Annotated in this window: 16 protein-coding genes; 11 read left to right on the top strand and 5 right to left on the bottom strand. The window is 70.0% G+C overall.

Annotated elements, in window-relative coordinates:
* Window positions 1-11 precede the first annotated feature (11 nt).
* Window positions 12-4,013: a hypothetical protein gene (locus NR792_RS38255; RefSeq protein ID WP_375757623.1), complete on the top strand. Its 4,002-nt coding sequence runs from the start codon at window positions 12-14 to the stop codon at window positions 4,011-4,013.
* Between the two features lie 58 nt (window positions 4,014-4,071).
* On the opposite strand, the gene NR792_RS38250 is transcribed toward NR792_RS38255, so the two are convergent.
* From NR792_RS38250 to NR792_RS38235, 4 genes are read right to left on the bottom strand one after another with little or no spacing between them, the layout of a single operon-like run.
* Window positions 4,072-4,434, bottom strand: a complete 363-nt coding sequence (locus tag NR792_RS38250; protein ID WP_375757622.1) for a DUF6285 domain-containing protein — start codon at window positions 4,432-4,434, stop codon at window positions 4,072-4,074.
* A complete protein-coding gene (locus NR792_RS38245; protein ID WP_375757621.1) occupies window positions 4,427-5,443 on the bottom strand; it encodes a phosphotransferase family protein in 1,017 nt (338 codons plus the stop codon). Before NR792_RS38245 ends, NR792_RS38250 begins: the two co-directional genes overlap by 8 nt.
* A 3-nt stretch (window positions 5,444-5,446) precedes the next feature.
* Window positions 5,447-6,670 carry an acyl-CoA dehydrogenase family protein gene (locus tag NR792_RS38240; protein WP_375757620.1) on the bottom strand — a complete coding sequence of 408 codons (1,224 nt, stop codon included), beginning with the start codon at window positions 6,668-6,670 and terminating at the stop codon, window positions 5,447-5,449.
* A 25-nt stretch (window positions 6,671-6,695) separates the two neighbouring features.
* Window positions 6,696-7,469: an SDR family NAD(P)-dependent oxidoreductase gene (locus NR792_RS38235; protein ID WP_375757619.1), complete on the bottom strand. Its 774-nt coding sequence runs from the start codon at window positions 7,467-7,469 to the stop codon at window positions 6,696-6,698.
* A 133-nt stretch (window positions 7,470-7,602) separates the two neighbouring features.
* Between NR792_RS38235 and NR792_RS38230 the strand changes: the two genes are divergently transcribed.
* The 9 genes from NR792_RS38230 to NR792_RS38190 are packed head-to-tail and all read left to right on the top strand — an operon-like array spanning window position 7,603 to window position 19,032.
* Window positions 7,603-8,445 (top strand): enoyl-CoA hydratase-related protein, encoded by an 843-nt coding sequence (locus NR792_RS38230; RefSeq protein WP_375757618.1) that lies wholly within the window; start codon window positions 7,603-7,605, stop codon window positions 8,443-8,445.
* On the top strand, window positions 8,442-9,107 hold the full coding sequence (locus NR792_RS38225; RefSeq protein WP_375757617.1) for a TetR/AcrR family transcriptional regulator: 666 nt from the start codon (window positions 8,442-8,444) through the stop codon (window positions 9,105-9,107). The genes NR792_RS38230 and NR792_RS38225 overlap by 4 nt, the downstream gene beginning before the upstream one ends.
* Window positions 9,104-9,946, top strand: coding sequence for an SDR family oxidoreductase (locus NR792_RS38220; RefSeq protein ID WP_375757616.1), 843 nt, complete (start codon window positions 9,104-9,106; stop codon window positions 9,944-9,946). Before NR792_RS38225 ends, NR792_RS38220 begins: the two co-directional genes overlap by 4 nt.
* Window positions 9,947-9,998: 52 nt before the next feature.
* Entirely contained in the window at window positions 9,999-11,837 is a 1,839-nt protein-coding gene (locus NR792_RS38215; protein ID WP_375757615.1) for an AMP-dependent synthetase/ligase, read from the top strand.
* Window positions 11,838-11,864: 27 nt separating this feature from the next.
* Entirely contained in the window at window positions 11,865-13,004 is a 1,140-nt protein-coding gene (locus NR792_RS38210; protein ID WP_375757614.1) for an acyl-CoA dehydrogenase family protein, read from the top strand.
* Between the two features lie 12 nt (window positions 13,005-13,016).
* The gene (locus NR792_RS38205) at window positions 13,017-14,165 is read left to right on the top strand and encodes an acyl-CoA dehydrogenase family protein (RefSeq protein WP_375757613.1); all 1,149 of its coding nucleotides are present in this window, start codon (window positions 13,017-13,019) and stop codon (window positions 14,163-14,165) included.
* A 30-nt stretch (window positions 14,166-14,195) separates the two neighbouring features.
* Entirely contained in the window at window positions 14,196-15,407 is a 1,212-nt protein-coding gene (locus NR792_RS38200) for an acetyl-CoA C-acetyltransferase (RefSeq protein ID WP_375757612.1), read from the top strand.
* A 37-nt stretch (window positions 15,408-15,444) separates the two neighbouring features.
* Window positions 15,445-17,622, top strand: coding sequence for a 3-hydroxyacyl-CoA dehydrogenase NAD-binding domain-containing protein (locus NR792_RS38195; RefSeq protein ID WP_375757611.1), 2,178 nt, complete (start codon window positions 15,445-15,447; stop codon window positions 17,620-17,622).
* A gap of 27 nt (window positions 17,623-17,649) precedes the next feature.
* Window positions 17,650-19,032: an aldehyde dehydrogenase family protein gene (locus tag NR792_RS38190; RefSeq protein WP_375757610.1), complete on the top strand. Its 1,383-nt coding sequence runs from the start codon at window positions 17,650-17,652 to the stop codon at window positions 19,030-19,032.
* A gap of 51 nt (window positions 19,033-19,083) precedes the next feature.
* Here the strand turns inward: NR792_RS38190 and NR792_RS38185 are convergent, their stop codons facing one another.
* Window positions 19,084-21,105 (bottom strand): hypothetical protein, encoded by a 2,022-nt coding sequence (locus NR792_RS38185; protein ID WP_375757609.1) that lies wholly within the window; start codon window positions 21,103-21,105, stop codon window positions 19,084-19,086.
* A 248-nt stretch (window positions 21,106-21,353) separates the two neighbouring features.
* On the opposite strand from NR792_RS38185, the gene NR792_RS38180 reads away from it, so the two are divergent.
* A complete protein-coding gene (locus NR792_RS38180; protein ID WP_375757608.1) occupies window positions 21,354-22,319 on the top strand; it encodes a hypothetical protein in 966 nt (321 codons plus the stop codon).
* The last annotated feature ends 37 nt before the right edge of the window (window positions 22,320-22,356 follow it).

Genomic DNA, 22,356 nt, shown 5'->3' with positions numbered 1-22,356 from the left:
GGAGCTCCTTCATGCAAGTGACTCGGAAAACGCCGTTGACGGGAGAGGTGCGTCCGCGAAGGACCGCCGTTCGCACGCGAGGCCAGCGATGGCTCGCGGGCGTGGTGGCCGCGCTGGGCCTCTGGGGTTGTGGTGATACCGCCTCCACGGGTGCCGAGGCGCCGAAGCCCGCCGCCAGCCTCCAGACCGCGAAGGAAGGCCTGACGTGCTCGCCCGACGACATCGCCAGCGGTGAGTGGGCCTGTACCGGCCAGTTCACCTACAGCCTGGAGTGTTACGCGCAGACCGCCTCCGCGGCGTGCGGCGAGGACACCACGCCGAAGACGTGCACCACGTATGGCGCGTGCCAGCACCCGGACTTCGGCCAGGAGCGCACCACGGAGCAGGTGGTGATGCCGTTGGATCCCACCGCGGACTTCTCGTGCGAACGCCAGGCCGGGAGCTACCTGAGGCAGAGCGTGCCGGACGCCGCGGACCGCGTGGGCGTCACATGGACCTGGTACATCGGCAACCAGCCGGGCGAGGAGTCCCTGGTCGGTGGCCGCACCAGGCGCGTGACTTCAGGCGGCGCGAGCGTGGGCCCGGAGTACTGCTACATCACCTATTCCAACTACCCCACCGGCGAGGACGCGACGGGCACCGGCCCGCAGTGCGGGACCTCCGAGTTCGCGTGCACGGTGGCCTGCCAGAACCCGAAGACGTGCCAGGTGAACGGCGCCTGGGTGACGGACGCCACGCAGTGCGGAACCATGGTCGGTCCGTGCGGCGCCGGCAGCGGGCCCAAGCTGTACAACACCTGCCGCGACGCGACCCACGGGCTGGCGGCGGACGCCGACTGCGGCGCGGGCTTCACGGACGCCCAGGCGCCGGGCAGCTCCACCCTGGCGCAGGTGCAGGCCCAGGCCGCCGCGCAGTGGGCGGCGTCCGGCAGCCGGGGCGCGCCCGTCTATGACGCGCCCATCACCTGCTCGGAGTGCACCTACACCTTCTCGCTGTCCGCGCAGGAGCTGAACCGGCGCATCTACGCGGCCATCGCCATGTCCCGGCAGGCTCCCAAGCTGAACCTGCTGGCGGGCGCGGCGTACACGCTGGCCCGCGACAACCCGGCCCTCACGCAGGCGGAGCTGACCGCGCACCTCAACACGCTCTCCACCGCGCTGGGCACGTACGCGTTCGACCCCGCGAAGGACGGCGCCGGCCCGCTGGTGCGCGTGATGCTGCGCATGCTCGTGAAGGCCGAGCCCACCCTGCCCGCCACCACCGCCCCCGGCCGGGCGCTGCGGGCCCACGCACGTGCCCTGCTGGCCAGCATGCAGAACGGCCTGGACACGCCGCAGGGGCTCGACTCCACCTATTCGCAGGTGGAGCGCTACGCGGCGGCCTCTGCCTTCACGGAGGAGACCTGGAGCAAGCTGTATGACCTGGCGCAGGGCAACGTCGCGCTGGCCGGCGCGGTGAACAGCGGCGGCATCGGCGCCGGCGTGGGCGTCCACACCGTCCACACCACCACGCAGATGCTGACGTCGAACCCCCTGGGGCCCCTGGCGGGCTTCGTCCTGCCCCGGCTGGTGAACGGCAGGCTGGTGACCACTCCGACCGAGGCGCGCGCCTTCATGGGGACCGCGAGCACCGCGGGGCTCAACGCCGTGCAGGCGTACTCGGACATGCTCAACAACCTGAACATCGCGGAGCAGGCGTACCGCGCCGCCCTGGCGCTGAAGAAGCCCACGCCGGCCTCGCTGGCCCTGGCGGGGGGTGAGGGAGAGCCGGCCGCCGTGGACGCCGCCGCGGAGGAGGCCGCGCTCAAGGCCGCCATCGCGCAGGCGAAGACGCGCGGCACGGAGCTGAAGGACCAGCTCAACGGCGTGCGCGAGGGCGTGACGACGGGCCTGGGCATCATCGCCCAGCTCTTCCGGCTGGACGGGACCGAAGGGTCGGTGCAGTTCGCCGCGGACCTGGTGAAGTTCAGCGCGGCGCTCAACACCACGCTGGAGGCGGTGTCGAAGTACGCGGAGAGCTCCATCAAGATCGCGGAGAAGGTCGCGGGCGTGCTCAGCCTGGGTGAGAAGGGCTTCCAGATCGTCAGCGCCGCGGTGTTCAGCGGGCAGATCGTCAGCGCGGTGTTCCAGCTCTTCTCGCTGCTGCGCAAGCCGGCGGAGCCGCCCATCGAGCAGATCATCCTCGCGGAGGTGCGCAAGCTCCACCAGCTGGTGGAACAGATGCAGGGACGGATGATCAGCCGCTTCGACCGGGTGGACCGCAAGCTCCATGACATCCACACGGACATGCTGTCGCGCTTCGCCCTGGTGGACTGGAACCTGGGCCTGCTGAACCAGAACATGGAGGAGGTCCAGCAGTCGCTGTACTCGCTCCAGGCGGACTTGAACCGCGTGGACCAGAACATGTACGCGTACTTCGAGGACATGAAGGACGACGACTTCACGAAGTCCGCGTGGCTGTACCTGGGCTGGAACCAGCGCCACCCCGTGCCGCTGGGCTACCCGGAGTTCGCGAAAGCGGAGGGGGACTTCTCCCTGTGGGGCGCGCACGAATCGCGAGACTCCGAGGTCCTCGCGGGCGTCGATGGGCGCGGCTCCAACGCGGCCATCAGCCCCGCGGACGAGCTGTCCTCGACGGGCATCTCCCACAACATCAACTACCTGCGCGAGTTCCCCGTCCAGCTGGGCCAGTCCATGCTCGCCGCGGAGCGGCTGTCCAGCCCCAAGGACTGGATGGCGGGCGCGGAGGCCTACGCGCAGCTCTTCGAGGAGCAGCCGGTGCACGGCGCCGCCATGCTCTCCACGCGGCACGGGCAGCTCATCACCGCCGGCACGAAGCTGGACACCGCGCTGACGGGCATGGGCAAGCCGCTGTTCACCGCGCTGCACACGCGCTACCAGGCGGACTGGGCCACGCTGAAGTATCTGCTGGAGCAGTCGGAGACCCTGTGGCGCAACGACCTCAACCGGGGCCTGTACGGCATCGACCTGTGGGGCGCTCCGGAGCAGGAGCCGTCCACGCACTACCTGAAGCCGGGGGACAAGCCCGTCGTGCCGTGCGCGGGCGGCCAGTGGGGTGACTGGAACGGCGACGGCGCGGCGGACGTGCCGTACGTGGATCCGGCGCGCTGGAACCACGACGTGCTGCGCCCGCTGCTCATCGCGGACAACATGAACGTGGACCAGGCCTCCATCGACCTGTGCGGCGAGGGCAGCTGGCAGCTCTACTCCGAGGTTGCCACGGGCCTGGGCGGCCTCTACGAGCGCAAGTACCGGCTGCAGTCCAACGTCTACGTCCGCTACACGTACCGGGACCCGGCCACGAACACGGTGAAGTCGGAGAAGATCTACGGCCACATCTTCACCGGCGGCCAGGAGTTCACCGTGCTGGTGCGCGGCACGGACCGGCCCACGTACAACCCCAACAACACCCAGAACCCGCAGGAGTGGATGGCCAAGCGCTGGGGCTACGTGCAGTGGAACGTCACCCCCATGAACTACCCCCTGGGGGACGCGCTGCGCGCCAGCGTGCGCACCCGGATGGTGCAGGTGCTCAAGGACCAGCAGAAGCAGTTCTACGGCTCCATCGCGACGCGGATGGCGCAGGGTGGAGACAGCCTGCAGGTCCAGGCGAAGCGGCTGACGGGCTCGTGGCTGGCATGGCAGACCTACGTGGCGCTGGCGCTGCCGCTGTCGGTGGAGCACGACGAGCACCTGCGCGGCCTGCTGTACGGCGACGACTCGGTGCTCTCCGGCTACGACACCCTGATGAACGTGGAGGTGGCGCCGGTGATGAACGACGTGCAGGACATGTACGCGTTGTTCAGCGTGGCCGCCACCCCGCCCGCCTACAACATCCTGACGGACCTGGCCCCGGCGGTGACGTCCCGCGCGGACCGGCTGAAGGCCGCCGTGGACGCCTCGCTGGACGCCCAGGCCACCTCCGGAGGCCCGGAGGCGAGCGCCTGGACGGAGGCGACGCTGCTCCGCCTGCGGCTCAGCATCCCGCAGTGACGCAACGCCACACCTGAAGCAGGCACGGGCCGCGGGGACTTCCATCCCGCGGCCCGTGTCATTTCCAGTCGGGAGCCGTCAGGGCCTTGGGTGCGCTCTCCCGGACCCGCTGGACGGTGGAGGCCCACAGCAGCGACCAGGCCTCTTCGCTCCCGTCGAATCCACCCTGTCGGATCCGCGCCGCGAGCTCGCGGTTCAGCTCCTCCAGCCCTCCCTCGCGCTGAAGCAGGGCCGCCAGCGCCCGGTGTTCCTCCTCTTGGGGGCCCGCGCCCTCGCGGAGCTGGCGCTCGGCGATGCCCATGGCGTTGGCGATCATCCGCGCGGCATAGGCCTTGTCCTCCGGCAGCGCGGGCAGCAACTCCCGGAGCAGCACCTCACGGGCAATGGCCAGCAGCGCGGCCCCTTCTGGCTGTTCACGCATTCCGTCCTCCCGTCATCCGGAGAAGTTCCAGCTCCAGCTCCGGCACGACATGGGCCGTCAGGGCCAGCTCCAGTGAAGGCTCCCGGCCGGAGACGTGCCGCTCCCCCTGCTGCAGGGCAATCACCGCCCACCTCGCATGGGCGAAGACCTCCCAGTAGCGCACGGCCTCCCAATCCAGCACGCGGCCGCTCACGCGCGCATAGCCCCGCGCCAGCGCTTCGCGGGACCCGATGCCTCCCGCCTCCTTATCGAACTGGCCGAAGCGCCAGCACCGCGCGCAGAACCAGCCCAGGTCCTCCAGTGGATCCGACCAGGCCGCGAACTCCCAATCCAGCACCGCCGTGAGGCCGGCTTCATCCAGCATGTAATTGCCGGTGCGGAAGTCCCGGTGCGTGAGCACCCACTCCGGCGTCGCGGGCGCGTGCCGCTCCAGCCAGCGAATCCCCCACTCCAGCGCCGGGAACGCCGTGTGATGACCGTCCAGGAACGTCTGGAACTCCTTCACGCCCCGCAGCGCGGGTGACAGCGCCGGCACCGGGAGGAAGGACAGGGCTTCCACGGGAGGCCGGATGGCGTGCAGCCGCGCCAGCTCTTCTCCCAGCCGCTCGGTCAGCGCCTCGCGGTCCCCGCCCAGCCCCAGGTCCTTCACCACGCGATGGCCGGCGGCGGTCCCCCGGGCCTTGCGCATCACGAAGAACGCGCGTCCGAGGACGGACGCGTCCCCCTGCCACAGCGGCTCCGGCACCGTCACGCCCGCGCGGAACGCCTCTCGCAGCAGGGCGAACTCCTGCGCGCGGCCATGCGACACGGCGACGCCCGAAGGCGCATCCGAGCGCAGCACGCACTCCAGCACGCCGTCATGGGGCCCGCCGCGCACCACCGCCGTCAGCAGCCAGTTCTCCTGGATGGCGCCCCCGGAGAGCAGGCGTGCCTCGGTGAGCCGCACCTCGCGGGCCTCCGCCTTCGCGGCCAGGAAGGACTCCAGCGCGCGCTCCTGTTCCTCGCGCATCGCTCAACCCTCTTTCCGGGAGGCGGGCGCCACGCCCCACCGGAAGAAGTCCGCGCCCTCCGACAGGTACGCGCGCGACAGCACCATCTTGTGGATCTCACTGGCCCCGTCGACGAGCCGCGCCTGTCGCGCGTATCGGTAGATCCACTCGACGATGGTGTCCTTGGAGTAGCCGCGCGCGCCCATCAACTGGATGGCCGTGTCCGCGGCCTTGTGCAGCGCGTCCGCCACATGGATCTTCGCGATGGAGATGTCCGTGCGCGCGAAGTCCCCCTGGTCCAGCTTCCAGGCCGCGCTCATGGTGAGCAGCCGTCCAATGTGGATGTCCTTGGCCGCATCGCCCAGCATCCACTGCACGCCCTCATGCCGAGACAGAGTCTCCCCGAAGCTCATCCGCCGCGAGACATACCCTCCCGCTTCTTCCAGGCACCGCTTCGCCAATCCCAGCCAGCGCATGCAGTGCGTGAGGCGCGCCGTGCCCAGGCGGATCTGCGTGACCTTGAGGCCGTCCCCCACCTCCAGCAGGCGCTGCGAGTCCGGGATGCGCAGCCCTTCGAAGACGAGCTCGCAATGGCCGCCGTGCTCCTCGGGGCCCATGATGGGAATGCGCCGCTCGATGCGCCAGCCGGGCTGGCCGGCGTCGAAGAGGAAGGCGGTGAGCCCCTTGCGCTCGTCGTCGGAGGTGCGCGCCACCACGATGAAGTGCTGTGCACCTTGCGCGCCGGTGATGAACCACTTGCGGCCCGTGAGGACCCACGCATCGCCCTGCCGCTCAGCACGCGTATAGGTGAGGGACGGGTCGGAGCCGCAGCCGTCCGGCTCCGTCATCGCGAAGGCGGAGCGCACCCGGCCGTCGACGAGGGGCTGCAACCAGCGCTGCTTCAACTCCTCCGTCGCGAGCACCTTCTCCAGGAGGATCATGGTGCCGTCATCCGGCGGCGCGGCGTTGAACATCACCGGGCCGAAGGGCGAACGGGCAGCCTCCTCGTAGCAGGCCGCCATGCCCACCACGCCCAACCCCCGCCCTCCGCGCGCCTTCGGCATCTGGAAGGCCCAGAGCCCTTCCGCGCGCGCCCGCTCCCGCACTTTGGCTACCAACTCTTCACGGAGGTTCTCGTGCGCGTCGAACGCGGCCGGCTGCTTCTCCAGCGGCAGCACGTGCGTGGCCACGAAGTCACGCACGCGCAGCCGGTACGCTTCGATTTCGGGAGAGAGGGAGAAGTCCATCGGGGGCTCCTGGAAGAGAGAGGGACTACAGGGCGGAGCAGAGGTGGCCGCCATCCACTTCGATGACCGAGCCGGTCATGAAGCTGCCGGCCTCCGAGGCGAGCAGCAGCAACGGGCCGTCCAGCTCCTGCATGAAGCCGAGCCGCCGCATGGGAATGCGCGAGACGAGCTTCCTGCCGGCGTCCGACGCGAAGAAGGCGCGGTTGAAGTCCGTCTCGATGTAGCCCGGCGCCAGCGCGTTCACGCGGATGGAGTGCCGCGCCAGCTCGAACGCCATGGCCCGCGTGAGGTGGATCAACCCGGCCTTGGACGCGCTGTAGGGCGCCACCCCGCCGCCCACCCGCAGCCCCAGGATGGAGGCGATGTGGATGATGCTGCCCGGCGTGCCGTGCTCCACCAGCCGCCCGGCCACGGCCTTCGCCACCAGGTACGCGCCCTTGAGGTTGGTGTCCATCACCGCGTCCCACTGCGCCTCCTCCACCTGGAGGAAGAAGCCCTCGCCGGACACGCCCGCGTTGTTCACCAGCACGTCCAGCACCCCGCCCGCCTTCGCTTCGGCCTCGGCCACCGCCGCCTGCACGGACGCCGCGAGCGTCACGTCCATGGACACGGCATGCGCACGCAGCCCGGATTCCCGCAGCCGCTCCACCTCTACGGCCAGCTTGTCCGCCCGGCGTGCCGCCAACACCACCTCCGCTCCCGCCCGCGCCAGCACCTGCGCGAAGTGCAATCCCAGCCCTCCGGAGGCCCCGGTGATCAGGGCGCGGCGGCCCTCCAGACTCAAGGCGACAGGACTCATGGGCGTTCTCCAGGATGAAAGGGGATGACGCAGAAGGTCGAAATCCAATCAGGGATGTGCAATGACTCTTGTTGTTGACGGACCGCCAACAAGCACCCACTATAGCGCTCACATGCGCCAGGAATTCCAATCCATGAGCTACCAACACATCCGTGTTTCGGTCGCGGACCGGGTCGCCACCGTGGAGCTGCACCGGCCCGAGGCGCGCAATGGCTTCACCGTGCTCATGTCGGACGAGCTCGCCGCCGCGCTCGCCGCCGCGGACGCGGACGAGGCGGTGCGGGTGGTCATCCTGTCGGGCGCTGGCAGGGACTTCTGCGTGGGGGCGGACCTCAGCGGGCAGTCGCTGGAGGTCACGAACACAGACATCCCCGGGGGCGCCTGGGTGGAGCCGGCGACCCGCGTGGCCCGCCAGCTGTTCGCGCTCAGAAAGCCTGTCATCGCCGCCGTCCAGGGCGCGGCGGTGGGCGTGGGCTCCACGATGATCCTCCCCGCGGACTACCGGCTCGCCGCCAACAACAGCCGATTCGGGTTTGTCTTCAGCCGGCGCGGCATCTACCCGGAGGCGGGCTCCTGCTGGTTCCTGCCGCGGCTGGTGGGGCTGGGCCGTGCGATGGACTGGATGGTGAGCGGCCGGCTGATTCCGGCGCAGGAGGCGCTGGGCGCGGGGCTGGTCCACTCCCTCCATGAGCCCGAGGCGCTGGCGGGCGCCGCGCAGGCGCTGGCGAAGGAGCTGGTGGAGACGACCGCGCCGGTGTCCGTGGCCGTCATCCGTCAGGCGCTCTACCGGATGAGCGCCCTGGCCTCGCCCGAGCCCGCGTTCGCGCTGGACAGCCAGCTCATCGCGAGCCTGGGAGAGAGCCCGGACGCGCTAGAAGGCGTCATGGCCTTCATGCAGAAGCGACCCGCGAAGTTCTCCCGGACGGTGACTCAAGACCTGCCCGCGTTCCTCCCCTGGCAGGAGGCACGGCGATGAGCGCCCTGGCCCCCCGCTGGAAGCGGCTGGAACCCGACGAGCGCCGGCAGCAGATCCTCGAGTGCGCCATGCGCCTGTTCGGCGAGCGCCCCTACGCGGAGGTCTCCACCACCGACATCGCCAAGGAGGCGGGCGTCGCGCGGGGACTCCTCAACCACTACTTCGGGCAGAAGCGGGACCTCTACCTGAAGGTCGTGAAGCGAATGCTGCTCATGCCCGGCATCGAAAAGAGCGTCCCCATGACCGGAACCCTGCGAGAGCGCGTCGAGCGCAGCGTGGAGTGGTACCTGGACACCGTGGCGACCCACGGCAAGACGTACCTGGCCGTCATCGGGAGCGGCGGCATCGGCGCGGATCCGGACGTCGAGCGCATCATCGCCGAGGCGGACGACGTGGCCGCGTCGCGAACGCTCGAGTTCCTGGGGCTCAAGGCCGAGGTCGGCAACGATTCAAGGCAGCGGGCGATGATCCGCTCCTACGGCGGACTGGTGAAGTCCTCCATCCGCGAGTGGCTCCGCGACGGGACGCTCAGCCGCGAGGAGACGCACCTGCTCCTGAGCGAATCGCTCCTGCTCATCGTGCGCGACCTGCTCCCCCAGCTCGCCCGGACGGCGACGCCCGGGCGCGGCGCCGCGACGAAGAAGCCGGGGCCCCAGAAGTGAGTGGACCGACGGGCGGTCCGGGCCCCCTCGCCGGACGCACGCTGCTGATGTCCGGCGGAAGCCGTGGCATCGGGCTGGCCATCGGCGTCGCGGCGGGGCGGCTGGGCGCCAACGTCGTCCTGCTCGCCAAGACGGGCACCCCGGATCCGCGCCTGCCGGGCACCGTGCACACGGCCGCGGCGGAGATTGAAACCGCTGGCGGCCAGGCGCTCGCGGTGGTGGGTGACGTGCGGGAAGAGGCGGACGTGCAGCGCGCCGTGGACGCAGCCGTGGCGCGCTTCGGCGGCATCGACTTCTGCGTGAACAACGCGAGCGCCCTCGCCCCGCTCAAGACCGAGGAACTCCCGGTCAAGCGCTTCGACCTGATGCAGCAGATCCAGCTGCGGGGCACGTTCCTGCTGACGCGCGCGGCGCTTCCCCACCTGCGGCGCTCACCGCACGCGCACATCCTCTCGCTGTCCCCGCCGGTGAACCTGGCCCCGCGCTGGCTGGGATTGCACCCGGCGTACACGCTGGCCAAGTACGGGATGACGCTGCTCACGCTCGGCTGGGCCGCGGAGTTCGCGGACGCGGGCATCGGCGCGAACACGCTCTGGCCGCGCACGCTCATCGCCACCGCCGCCGTGAAGAACCTGCTCGGAGGGGACGCGTCGATGCAGCGGGCCCGCTCCCCGGACATCATGGCGGACGCGGCCGTGGCCCTCCTCCAGCGCCCACCGCGCGAGTGCACGGGTCAGACCTTCATCGACGAGGACGTGCTGCGCGCGGAGGGAGTCACCGACTTCCGCCGCTACGGGGGCGGCCCCGACGTCGCGCTCGACCTCTACGTCGACCCCTGACGAGGAAGCAGCACGCCACAGCCTGATTGCCATTGAACCGGTGGAGGTGCCCATGGATCCGTCTCACGCATCCCTGGAAGCGCAGTGCCAGTCCCTGGCGGCTCAGCTCACGCTGCCGCGCCTCCTCCAACGCAACGCCACGGAGTACGCGGACGCGCCCGCCCTCACCTTCGGCGAGACCACCCTCACCTGGGGCCAGGTGCGCGAGCGGACCGCCGCGGTGGCCCGCGGGCTCTGCGTGCTGGGCTTGGGCCGGGGCGAGCGGATGATGATCATGATGTCCGGCCGGCCGGAGCATTGGATCGTCGACTATGCCGCCGTCCACCTGGGGGCCATCACCTGCACCGCGTACCAGACCCTGAGCAGTGAGCAGGTGGGCTACGTCGCCCGGCACAGCGCCGCCACCGTGGTGGTGCTGGAGGGCGCGGAGGAGCTGTCGCGCTGGTGGCCTGTGTTTGAGACGCTCCCGGCGCTCAAGCGCGTCGTCGTGCTGGACGAAGCCGCCCTGCCGCGCGGGGACTCGCGGTTCATCTCCTTCGCGGAGGTGGAGTCCGAGGGCCGCGCCCTGCACGAGGCCAACCCCCAGGCCTTCGAGGACGGCTGGAAGGACATCCGCCCGGAGGACCCGCTGGCGATGATGTACACGTCCGGCACCACCGGCGATCCCAAGGGCGTGGTGCTGAGCCACCGCAACGCCTTCTACGAAGCGGTGGCCGTGGACCTCTCCGTCCCCGTCCCGATGCGGGTCCCCTCCATCGCCTACCTCCCGCTGGCGCACGTGGCGGAGCGCGAGCTCGGGCTGTACCGCTCGCTCTACAAGGCGCTGCACATGCACCTGTGCACGGACCCCACGGGCGTGGTGCCGCTGCTGGCCCGCTCGCGCGCCCCCGCGTTCTTCGGCGTGCCGCGCCTCTGGGAGAAGCTCGCCTCCGGCCTGCGGCTGAAGGTGGACGCGCTGGAGCCCGCCCGGCGCGAGCCCCTGCTCGCCGCCCACGCCGTCGCCCTGGAGTCCTTCCGCTTACGGGGCGCGGGCAAGGCCGTGCCCGCTGAGCTTCAGCAGAAGGCCCAGGACGCCGAGGCGCGCGTGCTGGAGCCCTTGCGCAGGTCCATGGGGCTGGACGCGCTGGTGTGGACGAGCAGCGGCTCCGCGCCCATCCCCGTGGACATCCTGGAGTACCTGGGCGGCTTCGGCATCCAGGTGCTGGAGGTCTGGGGCATGAGCGAGACCACCGGCTGCGCCACCATCAATTTGCCCAACGACTTCCGCGTCGGCTCCGTCGGGCGGCCCATCCCCGGGCTGCGGCTCAAGCTGGCGGAGGACGGGGAGATCTTCGTGCGCGGCCCGGTGGTGTTCATGGGCTACCTGGCGCCGGACGGCCAGATTGTCAGCGCCGTGGACGCGGACGGCTGGCTCGCCACCGGCGACATCGGCACGCTCGACGCGGACGGCTTCCTCAGCATCACGGACCGCAAGAAGGAGCTGATCATCACCTCGAGCGGGAAGAACATCGCCCCGTCCAAGCTCGAAGGCATGCTGCGCGCCCACCCGTTGGTGGCCCAGGCCATCGCCATCGGTGACGGTCACCCCTACGTGACGGCGCTCGTGTCGCTGGACCCGGAGGCCGCGCCGCTCTGGGCCCGGGCCCGGGGGCTCTCCACCATTGCGCTCGCGGACCTGGCGCGCGAGCCCGCGGTCCTGGCGGAGCTGGAATCCGTCGTCGCCGCGGCCAACGCCCGGCTCTCCCGCTCCGAGCAGATCAAACGCTTCCAGGTGGTCCCCGAAGCCTGGTCCGCCGCGACGGGCGAGCTGACGGTCACCCTCAAGCTCAAGCGCCGCGTACTGCTCGCTCAATACGCGGAGCGCATCGCCGGGCTCTACGCGAACGCCTGACCCCCTCCCTCCCCCCAAGAGCCCACCATGCATGTGAGAACCCCGGAGCAAGCCGCGTTCGCCGACGCCATCGACGCGTTCTGCCGCGACAGGACGGGCACGCGCGCGCAGCGGGACGCGCTGACTCACCACGGAGCAGAGGCGCACGCCCCCGGCCTCTACGCCCAGATGGCGGAGCTGGGCTGGCTGGGCGTGGGCATCCCGCCGGAGTACGGCGGCTCGGGCGGGGGCATGTCCGAGATGTGCCTCTTCGCGGAGCGGACCTCGTACGGGCTCGCGCCCGTGGGGGGCTACATCACCACGGCGGTGGCGGCGGGCCCCTACTCGAAGTTCGGGACTCCGGCGCAGAAGGAGACCCTCCTCGGCGGCATCGCACGCGGCCGGGTGGAGGCCATCTCCATCTCCGAGCCCGGGGCCGGCTCGGACGTCGCCGCGCTCAGCTGCCGCGCGGTCCGGACCCGAGGGGGCTTCATCGTCAACGGGCAGAAGACCTGGTGCTCCAACGCGCACCTCGCGGACCACGTGCTGCTCGTGGCGCGCACGAACACGGTGGACTCGCGCCATGAAGGCCTCACCATGTTCTGCGTCCCCGCGGGCACGCCCGGCATGGAGATCCGCGGCATCCCCACGATGGGCGGCAAGGAGGTCAACGACGTCTTCTTCACGGACTGCTTCCTGCCGGAGTCCTCCGTGGTGGGCCTCGTGGACCAGGCCTGGCCCCAGCTGATGACGGGGCTCAACGGCGAGCGGCTGCTCCTCGCCGCGTCCATGCTGGGCCGGGGCCGGCGCGCGTTCGACGACGCGGTCGCCTACGTGAAGGAGCGCAAGCAGTTCGGCCGCGCCGTCGGCTCCTTCCAGGCGCTCAAGCACCGCATCGCGGACCTGGCCACGGAATTGGACTGCTGCGAGCTGCTCGTCTACCGCGTCGCCGCCATGGCGGACGAGCACCCGGACCGGATGCTCCCGCGCGAGGCCTCCATGGCGAAGCTCAAGACGACGGAGACGGCCAAGCGCGTGGCGCTGGAGGGCATGCAGATGATGGGCGGCTACGGCTACGCCGTTGAATACGACATGGAGTCACACCTGCGCGCCACGGTCATCTCCACCGTCTACGGCGGCACCAGCGAGATCCAGCGCGACATCATCGGCAAGACCTTCGGACTCTAGGAGACAGACATCATGACGACGGCACGTCCCCGGTGGAGCTCGGACGAACTCGAGCAGGTGCGCACGCTCGCGGCCACCTACTTCACGAAGGAGGTCCTCCCCAACGTGCCCAAGCACGTGGAGCAGGGCTACCCGGACAAGGCGCTCTACCGCCGTGCCGGCGAGCTGGGCCTCCTGTGCATGTCCATCCCGGAGGCCTACGGCGGCGCGGGCGGCACGTTCGCGCACGAGGCGGTCCTCATCGAGGAGCAGATCCGCGCCGGGGACCCGTCCATGGGCTTCCCCGTCCACTGCGCCATCGTCGCGCACTACCTGCTCGCCTACGCATCGGAGGCCCAGAAGCAGAAGTGGCTGCCCCGGCTGGCCCGCGGTGAGTGGGTGGGCGCCATCGCCATGACGGAGCCGGGCACGGGCTCCGACCTCCAGGCCATCACCACCCGCGCGGTGCGTGAGGGCGACTTCTACCGGGTGAGCGGGGCGAAGACGTTCATCTCCAACGGCCACGTCTGCGACTTCCTCATCCTCGTCGTGAGGACGGGCCAGCAGGGCCACGGGGGGATTTCACTCCTGTGCGCGGAGGTCTCCGACACGACGCCCGGCTTCGAGCGCGGCCGCATCCTCGACAAGCTGGGCGGCAAGGGCCAGGACACCACCGAGCTCTTCTTCGACGACCTCCAGGTCCCCGCCGTCAACCTGCTGGGCGGAGAAGAGGGCCGGGGCTTCGCCCAGCTCATGCAGCAGCTGCCCCAGGAGCGGCTGACCACGGCCATCATCGCGGTGGCCAGCCTGGAACGCGCGGTGAAGCTGACCGTGGAGTACACCAAGCAGCGCCACGTCTTCGGCAAGCCGCTCTTCGCGATGCAGAACACGCGCTTCGAGCTGGCGGAGTGCGCGACGCTCCAGCGGGTGTGCCGCACCTTCGTGGACGACTGCATCGCGTCCCACCTGGAGGGCGGACTGGATGTGACGACGGCGGCCATGGCGAAGTACTGGGTGTCCGACCAGGCCTGCCTCGTAGTGGACCGCTGCCTCCAGCTGTTCGGCGGGTACGGCTATATGAAGGAATACCCCATCGCCCATCTGTTCGCGGACACGCGCGTCCTGCGAATCTTCGCCGGCGCGAACGAGGTCATGAAGGAACTCGTCGCCCGGTCCCTGTAGCGTCCTCCCCTTCTCACAAGGAGGCTCCCCGTGAGCCAGGAAGCATTCATCTTCGACGCGGTCCGTACCCCTCGCGGCAAGGGCAAGAAGGGCGCCCTGCACGGCACCAAGCCGGTGTCGCTGCTCGTCGGCCTGGTGGACGCGCTCAAGCAGCGCCACCCGAGCCTGGACCCGAAGTACATCGACGACGTGGTGCTGGGCGTCGTGTCCCCCGTGGGCGACCAGGGCGCGGACATCGCCCGCACGCTGGTGCTGGCGGCCGGCCTGCCGGAGACCACCGGCGGCGTGCAGCTCAACCGCTTCTGCGCCTCCGGCCTGACGGCGGTGAACATGGCCGCGCAGCAGGTGCGCTCCGGCTGGGAGCACCTGGTCATCGCGGGCGGCGTGGAGAGCATGTCCCGCGTCCCCATGGGCTCCGACGGCGGCGCCTGGGCCATGGACCCCGCCACCAACTACGACACCTACTTCGTGCCGCAGGGCATCTCCGCGGACCTCATCGCGACGATGGAAGGCTTCACCCGCGAGGACGTGGACCGCTACGCGGTGCGCTCCCAGGAGCTGGCCGCGAAGGCCTGGGCCAACGGCTACTTCCAGAAGTCCGTCGTCCCCGTCGTGGACCAGAACGGCCTCGTCGTGCTGGACCGCGATGAGCACATGCGCCCGGACTCCACCGTGGCCTCGCTGGGCCAGCTCAACGCGTCCTTCACGACCATGGGCGAGATGGGCGGCTTCGACGCGGTGGCGCTCCAGAAGTACCACTCCGTGGAGCGCATCAACCACGTCCACACGCCGGGCAACTCCTCCGGCATCGTGGACGGCGCGGCGCTGGTGCTGGTGGGCTCCGAGCAGGTGGGCAAGAAGCTGGGCCTCACGCCGCGCGCACGCATCGCCGCCGTGGCCACGTCCGGCGCGGAGCCCACCATCATGCTGACGGGGCCGCTGCCGGCCACCCGGAAGCTGCTCGACATCGCGGGCTTGTCGGTGAAGGACATCGACCTGTTCGAGCTCAACGAGGCCTTCGCCTCCGTGGTCCTCAAGTACCAGAAGGACCTGGGCATCCCGGACGAGAAGCTCAACGTCAACGGCGGCGCCATCGCCATGGGCCACCCGCTGGGCGCCACCGGCGCCATGATTCTTGGAACCGTGGTGGACGAGCTGGAGCGGCGCAAGGCGCGCCGCGCGGTCGTCACCCTGTGCGTCGGCGGCGGCATGGGCGTGGCCACCCTCGTCGAGCGCGTCTGACCCTTCCCTCCCCTTTCAAAGACATCCGAGCAAAGCCATGAGCGAACAGAACACCCTGCGCTGGGAACAGGACGCGGACGGCATCGTCGTCTTGACGCTGGACGACCCCTCCCAGTCCGCCAACACCATGAACGCCGCCTACGTGAAGTCCATGCGCGCGGCGGTGGACCGGCTGGTGAAGGAGAAGAACAGCATCACCGGCGTCGTCATCACCTCCGCCAAGAAGACCTTCTTCGCGGGCGGCGACCTCAATGACCTGCGCCGCGTGAAGAAGGACGAGGCGAAGCAGGTCTTCGAGCTGGGCCAGGAGATCAAGGCGCAGCTGCGCACGCTGGAGACGCTGGGCAAGCCCGTGGTCGCGGCCATCAACGGCGCGGCGCTGGGCGGCGGGCTGGAGATTGCCCTCGCGTGCCACCGCCGCATCATCGCGGACGTGAAGGGCGCGCAGGTGGGCCTGCCGGAGGTGACGCTGGGCCTGCTGCCCGGTGGCGGCGGCGTGGTGCGCACCGTGCGCATGCTGGGCATCACGGACGCCCTGATGAAGGTGCTGCTCCAGGGCCAGCGCTACCGCCCCCAGGAGGCGAAGGACCTGGGGCTGGTGCATGAGGTGGTTGCGTCCGTGGACGCGCTGCTGCCCGCGGCCAAGGCGTGGGTGAAGGCGAACCCGACGGCGCAGCAGCCGTGGGACCAGAAGGGCTACAAGATTCCGGGCGGCACGCCGTCCCACCCGGCGTTCGCGGCCAACCTGCCCGCGTTCCCCGCCAACCTGCGCAAGCAGCTCAAGGGCGCGAACATGCCCGCGCCGCGCGCCATCATGGCGGTGGCGGTGGAGAGCACGCAGGTGGACGTGGACACGGCGTTCACCATCGAGTCGCGCTACTTCACGGAGCTCGTCGTCGGCCAGGTCGCGAAGAACATGATGCAGGCGTTCTTCTTCGACATGCAGCACATCAACTCCGGCGGCGGCCGCCCCAAGGGCTACCCGCAGCACACCGCCAAGAAGGTCGGCGTGCTGGGCGCCGGCATGATGGGCGCCGGCATCGCCTACGTGTGCGCCAAGGCCGGCATCGACGTGGTGCTCAAGGACGTGAGCCTCGCCGCCGCGGAGAAGGGCAAGGGCTACTCCGTCAAGCTGGTGGAGAAGGCTGTCTCCAAGGGCTCCGTCACGAAGGAGAAGGGCGACGCGCTCCTCGCGCGCATCACCCCCGCGGAGGACCCCGCCGCGCTCGCGGGCTGCGACCTGGTCATCGAGGCCGTCTTCGAGGACGTGAAGCTCAAGCACAAGGTCTTCCAGGAGATTCAGGGCGTGGTGGCGCCGGACGCGGTGCTGGGGTCCAACACCTCCACCCTGCCCATCACCCTGCTGGCCGAAGGCGTGTCGCGCCCGCCGGACTTCGTGGGCATGCACTTCTTCTCCCCCGTGGACAAGATGCCGCTCTTGGAGCTCATCGCCGGCAAGCAGACGAGTGACGCGACGCTGGCGAAGGCCATCGACATCGCGGTGCAGATTGGCAAGACGCCCATCGTCGTCAACGACAGCCGGGGCTTCTTCACCAGCCGCGTGATTGGCACGTTCCTCAACGAGGCCATCGCCATGGTGGGCGAGGGCATCGCGCCCGCGTCCATCGAGCAGGCGGGACTCCAGGCGGGCTACCCCGCCGCCCCGCTCCAGCTGGTGGACGAACTCACGCTGACGCTGCCCCGGAAGATCCGCCAGGAGACGAAGGCGGCCGTGGAGGCCGCGGGCCAGCCGTGGCAGGACCACGGCAGCTACGCGGTCATGGACGCCATGATTGATCAGCACGGGCGCAAGGGCCGCTCCACGGGCGGCGGGTTCTACGACTACGCGGACGGCAAGCGCACGGGCCTGTGGGAAGGGCTCACGAAGCACTACACGAAGCCGGGCCACACCATCCCCTTCGAGGACATGAAGGAGCGGATGCTCTTCGCGGAGGCCATCGACACGGTGCGCTGCTTCGACGAGGGCGTGCTGCGCTCCGTCGCGGACGCGAACGTGGGCTCCATCCTGGGCATCGGCTTCCCGCCCTGGACGGGCGGCGTCGTGCAGTACATCAACGGCTACGAGGGCCCGTCCGGCACGGGGCCGCGCGGCTTCGTCCTCCGCGCGCGCCAGCTCGCGGAGCGCTACGGGAAGCACTTCCTGCCGCCCGCGTCGCTCGTCGCCAAGGCGGAGCGTGGAGAGCTGCTCGAGTAACCCCTCACTCACATCAAGGGTCGTCCCATGAGGAATCAGCGGGAGCATGACGTGAAGGCACTCGTTTCAAGGCAGCGCGCCTGTTTCGAAACCCGCGTCACGCTCCCGCTGAAATGGCGGCAGGAGCAGCTGCGGGCGCTCGAAGCAGCGGCGCGCAAGCATGAGGAAGCCATCCTGGCCGCCCTCAAGGCCGACCTCGCGAAGAGCCCGGAGGAGGCCTACCTGACGGAGGTGGGCAGCATCTACGGAGAGCTGAAGACGGCCCTCAAGGGCGTGAAGACCTGGATGCAGCCTCAGAAGGGCTCCGCGCCGCTCGTCATCCAGCCGGCGCGGGCCTGGCAGTACGCGGAGCCCCTGGGCGTGACGCTCATCATCGCGCCCTGGAACTATCCCTATCAGCTGTCCATCGCACCGCTCATCGGGGCGCTCAGCGCGGGCTGTACGGCCGTGCTGAAGCCCAGCGAGCACGCGCCGGAGACCTCACGCGTGCTCGCGCGGATGCTGGGAGAGGCGTTCCCCCCGGAGGTCGTCTCCGTCGTGGAGGGCGGCGTGGAGGAGAGCCGCGCCCTCCTCGACGAGCGCTGGGACCTCATCTTCTTCACCGGAGGCACGCAGGTGGGGCGGAGCGTCGCGGAGGCCGCGGCCCGGCACCTGACGCCCACCGTCCTGGAGCTGGGGGGCAAGAGCCCCTGCATCATCGACCGGAGCGCGGACCTGGAGGTCACCGCGCGCCGCATCGCCTGGGGCAAGTACGTCAACGCGGGGCAGACCTGCATCGCGCCGGACTACGTGCTCATCCCCCCGGAGCTCAAGGGCCGCTTCACGGAGCTGCTCCAGCAGGCCGTGCGGAGCTTCTACGGCGACGACGCGCGGACGAGCAGTGACTATGGCCGCATCGTCAACGCCCGCCACTTCGAGCGCATCTGCGCGCTCGCGGCCGACGGGCGCATCGCCTTTGGCGGCGAGCGCGACCGGGCCAGCCGCTACTTCGCGCCCACCGTCATCACCGACGCGCCGCTGACGAGCCCGCTGATGCAGGAGGAGATCTTCGGCCCCCTCCTCCCCCTGGTGGACTGCGCCAGCACGGAGGAGGCCATCCGCTTCGTGCGCGCCCGCCCGAAGCCGCTCGCCCTCTACAGCTTCGCGCGGGACGCGGCGGTCAACGAGCGCGTCCTCGCGGAGACCTCCAGCGGCGGCGCCGTCACCAACGACGTGTGCGTCCACTTCGCGGCGGAGGGGCTCCCCTTTGGCGGCGTGGGCGAGTCCGGCCTGGGCGGCTACCACGGCCAGGCCAGCTTCGACGCCTTCAGCCACAAGAAGAGCGTGGTGAAGCGGCCCTTCGCATTCGACATGAAGCTGCGCTACCCGCCCTACACCGGCAAGCTGGGCCTCTTCCGCCGCTTCCTGTAGCCAAAGGCCGGGGGGCGCCACTCGCCGCGCCCCCCGCCCTTCCCTGCCGCGCTACAGCGTCTTCATGTACTCGATGAGGGCCCAGCGCTCGGGGTCCGTGAGCGACTGCGTGAAGTCATGTCCGCCGTTGCCCAGCCCGTAGAGGTGGGAGTTGAAGATCATCCGCGAGCGGATCTGCTTCTGGGTGATGGGCGGCGGCGACTGGTAGGCGAGCGAGTTGTGGTTGGCGGCGATGTTCGCGATGTTCGCGAAGAGGATGTCGGGCGTCGCCATCTCCTCGCTGCACGGGATGAACGGGTCGCGCGTCGGCACGTCGGCGCACGCCAGCGCCGTCACCTTCCAGCCCAGCTTCGCGAAGTCGTAGGCCGAGTGACTGGAGGCATAGCCCGCGTTGGTCCCCAGCACGTTGGCGGACGTCTGGATGCGCTTCCACACCGAGGGCCGGTCCGACGGCTTCAGCACGTCCCAGAGGGTGGGCACGCTGCCGTTGTGGAAGAACGGCGCGGAGGCCCACGCGCCATAGAGCGGCGGCGCGATGTAGCCGAACGGGTTGATCCACTCGTTGGGCCCCACGGGTGAGTAGACGGGGCCCAGCCCGTTGTCGTACGCGCTGCGCGGCACGCGCCGCACCGCGCTGGTGATGAGGTCGTCGTAGAAGGGGCCGTGGTCGGGGGCCTCGTCGTTGTAGGCCAGGAAGGACGTGTTCCAGGCCCGGCGCTTGCGCACGTCCGCCATCAGGTCCTTTCGCGCCGGGTCCGTGCGGATGGTCTCGATGGGCGTGATGACACCCGCCACGCCCTTGAGGCGCGGGTCGGGCAGGTACGCGGGGTCCGCGGCGTGGCGCGGCGAGTAGACGCCGTGGCAGCTGGCGCAGGAGCCGTTGCCCGCGGCCTTCGGGATGTCGGCGTTGGCGCCGTCCGCCCAGAGGTCCCGCTCGTGGAAGAGCACCGCGCCCTGCTCGGCGAGCGCGGTGTTGACCGTCTTCGGGTACGTGGGCGGCGACAGCGAGATGAAGAAGTTGTCGTTGTCCTCGAACTCGGCGGTCAGGGCCCGGCGCTGCGCGGCCGAGCGCCCCAGGTTCGCGACGCCGAAGGCCATCTCCGAGCGGACGTTGTCCGACGTGAGGGCGCCGTCCCAGAACTGCCGCGTCTTGAAGGCGCGCTGCCACCAGTTGGGCGCGCGCGACATGCCGCCCGCGTGGGACGGGAAGAACTCCAGCAGGCTGGGCGCCAGCGCGAGCGAGTCCATGTCGAAGAGGGCGGGCAGCAGGTCCACGATGCCAATGGCGTCACTGGTGCCGCGGCCCACGCTCCAGGGGATGGGCGCGAGCTGGAACACGTTGCCCACGACCGTGGAGCGGAAGAGGTCGGACTGGATCAACCCCGCGTCCAGCGCGTCGTTCGAGCGCCCCCACACGAAGCCGGCTTCCTGCTCCGTGCCCAGCCGCGAGTCGTGGCAGCCCGAGCAGCTGGAGCTGATGGCGCCCGTGTAGCGCCCCCTGTCGTCCTTCTCCTGCACGAGCCCCAGGGGGAGCTGGCCGCTGCCGCCCTGCGTGAGGTTGGGGTCCTCCCACGGCAGCGGGTAGGGATTGCGGAACGGCGCCTTCGCGTACCCGTAGCGCTTGATGACCTGCTCGTCGAAGTCCGAGGGGCGGATGAGGTAGCCCCAGAGCCGGTAGAGGTTGTAGTAGGCGAGCGCGTTGGAGAAGGGCTGGAAGTAGGTGCGGCCCTCGATGTTGGCCTTCCCCCGGGCGACGCTCGCGCGGAACTCGCCGCACGTCGTGGGGTTGGGCGGCAGCGTCGACACGAACGGCGCCGGCGGCGTGTGCAGGTCCACCCAGTACGCGTTGAACTGGACGGCCGCCCCGGGCTTGTTGACGCCCGGCACGACCAGCGTGCGCGGGTCCACGGGCAGCGGCGTGCTGTCCGGCTTCCCGGCGCAGGCCGCCGCGAACGGCGAGCGCAGCGCCGTGGACTCCAGCAGCGGCAACGGGTCAGCGGCAGCCCCGGCCCCCATCAACCCCAGGACCAGGGAACTCGAACACGCCCACGCACGGCTCCATCGCAATCTCATGCACGGCCTCCGACGCTTATTGGCACTGTGACAACAAGGGGGTTTGTAGGCCCCTGCCCCGGGGTGCTCAATACGCACCGCGTTAGCGTGGAAGTGACACCTGACAGTGTGTTTCGCCGTTTCGGGTTTTACTTAGATGGCCGGATAGACCCGTCCAGGTCGGTTCAGCCCCTCACGTCAGGGTAAAGGTTTGCGGGAGCCGCGCCCGTTAGGCTTCGCAGTCGTCGCAATGCCTGTGGGGGGTTCACATGAAGACTCAGATGCCGAGCATCGGCCGTGCCGTGGCATTTCTTTGCCTGGGGCTGCTTCTGGGCGCGGGAGGCTGCGTCGGAAGCGAAGAGGCTGCGTCGGAGTCTCCGGACCTGAGCGAACTCTCCCAGGAGGCCATCGCGACCAACGGCCTGTCCACCAATGGGCTGTCCACGAACGGCCTGTCCACCAATGGGCTGTCCACCAATGGCCTGTCCACGAACGGGCTCTCCACCAACGGACTGGCGGCCACGTCGTTCGCGGCCTGGTTCAACGGCAACGCGTCCGTCGCCTACTCCGACATGGTGATGAAGTACGTCGTCGCCTGCGCCCTGCCCGCCGGCCAGACGCGCGTCTGGACCAGCCCCACCACGGGCGTCACCTACACCTGGCCGGGCCGCCTGGGGCTGGCCACCGCCTGGGCCCAGGGCGCCGCCATCACGGTGGCGGAGCAGCAGCGGATCTCCGCGTGCCTCGCCGCGCACGTCAACAAGCTGGGCGCCTCCGTTCCCATCTCGGTCCGGGGCCGTGACTCCACGGGCGCCGCCATCCCGATGGCGTCCGGCGAGGCCGCGGACTACCCGGAGAAGGAGGCCTGCTTCTTCGGCAACCTGTTCACCGGCGAGGGCATCTTCGTCGGCAGTGACCGCACCTTGAGGAGGTCCGAGAGCACCACCCGGGGCTGCGCGCTCTCCGCCAGGGGGGCCGGTGAGGACACGGGGTGTGCCCCCCTCCAGCACGTGGGCACGTGCGCGAGCGTCTGCAGCCGCGCCGCGAACCACACCTTCTGGGAGAGCTGTGTCATCAACGGCGTCTCCTATCAGGCCCTGACCACCCAGCTGCGTCCCCAGGACATCTACAACTGCGGGGACGGCATCTGCCAGGTCACTGAATCGTGTGGCACGGGGAAGACCTATGACAGCTGTGCGTCTGATTGTTCAACCTGCGGCTCGACGCGCCAGTAAGTGGAAGGATTGACGGGCAAATGGAAACACCTGTTTG

The organism is Corallococcus exercitus (assembly GCF_042231735.1).
In the GTDB taxonomy this organism is placed as follows: domain Bacteria; phylum Myxococcota; class Myxococcia; order Myxococcales; family Myxococcaceae; genus Corallococcus; species Corallococcus exercitus_B.
The sequence above is the reverse complement of the archived record's forward strand: the minus strand, read 5'-3'. Positions and strand labels throughout refer to the sequence as shown.

Coding starts and splice junctions, on each gene's coding strand:
- NR792_RS38180 (WP_375757608.1), top strand. CDS start 21,354: ATGAAGACTCAGATGCCGAGCATCGGCCGTGCCGTGGCATTTCTTTGC.
- NR792_RS38190 (WP_375757610.1), top strand. CDS start 17,650: ATGAGGAATCAGCGGGAGCATGACGTGAAGGCACTCGTTTCAAGGCAG.
- NR792_RS38225 (WP_375757617.1), top strand. CDS start 8,442: ATGAGCGCCCTGGCCCCCCGCTGGAAGCGGCTGGAACCCGACGAGCGC.
- NR792_RS38255 (WP_375757623.1), top strand. CDS start 12: ATGCAAGTGACTCGGAAAACGCCGTTGACGGGAGAGGTGCGTCCGCGA.
- NR792_RS38250 (WP_375757622.1), bottom strand. CDS start 4,434: ATGCGTGAACAGCCAGAAGGGGCCGCGCTGCTGGCCATTGCCCGTGAG.
- NR792_RS38205 (WP_375757613.1), top strand. CDS start 13,017: ATGACGACGGCACGTCCCCGGTGGAGCTCGGACGAACTCGAGCAGGTG.
- NR792_RS38240 (WP_375757620.1), bottom strand. CDS start 6,670: ATGGACTTCTCCCTCTCTCCCGAAATCGAAGCGTACCGGCTGCGCGTG.
- NR792_RS38235 (WP_375757619.1), bottom strand. CDS start 7,469: ATGAGTCCTGTCGCCTTGAGTCTGGAGGGCCGCCGCGCCCTGATCACC.
- NR792_RS38245 (WP_375757621.1), bottom strand. CDS start 5,443: ATGCGCGAGGAACAGGAGCGCGCGCTGGAGTCCTTCCTGGCCGCGAAG.
- NR792_RS38215 (WP_375757615.1), top strand. CDS start 9,999: ATGGATCCGTCTCACGCATCCCTGGAAGCGCAGTGCCAGTCCCTGGCG.
- NR792_RS38185 (WP_375757609.1), bottom strand. CDS start 21,105: ATGAGATTGCGATGGAGCCGTGCGTGGGCGTGTTCGAGTTCCCTGGTC.
- NR792_RS38195 (WP_375757611.1), top strand. CDS start 15,445: ATGAGCGAACAGAACACCCTGCGCTGGGAACAGGACGCGGACGGCATC.
- NR792_RS38230 (WP_375757618.1), top strand. CDS start 7,603: ATGAGCTACCAACACATCCGTGTTTCGGTCGCGGACCGGGTCGCCACC.
- NR792_RS38210 (WP_375757614.1), top strand. CDS start 11,865: ATGCATGTGAGAACCCCGGAGCAAGCCGCGTTCGCCGACGCCATCGAC.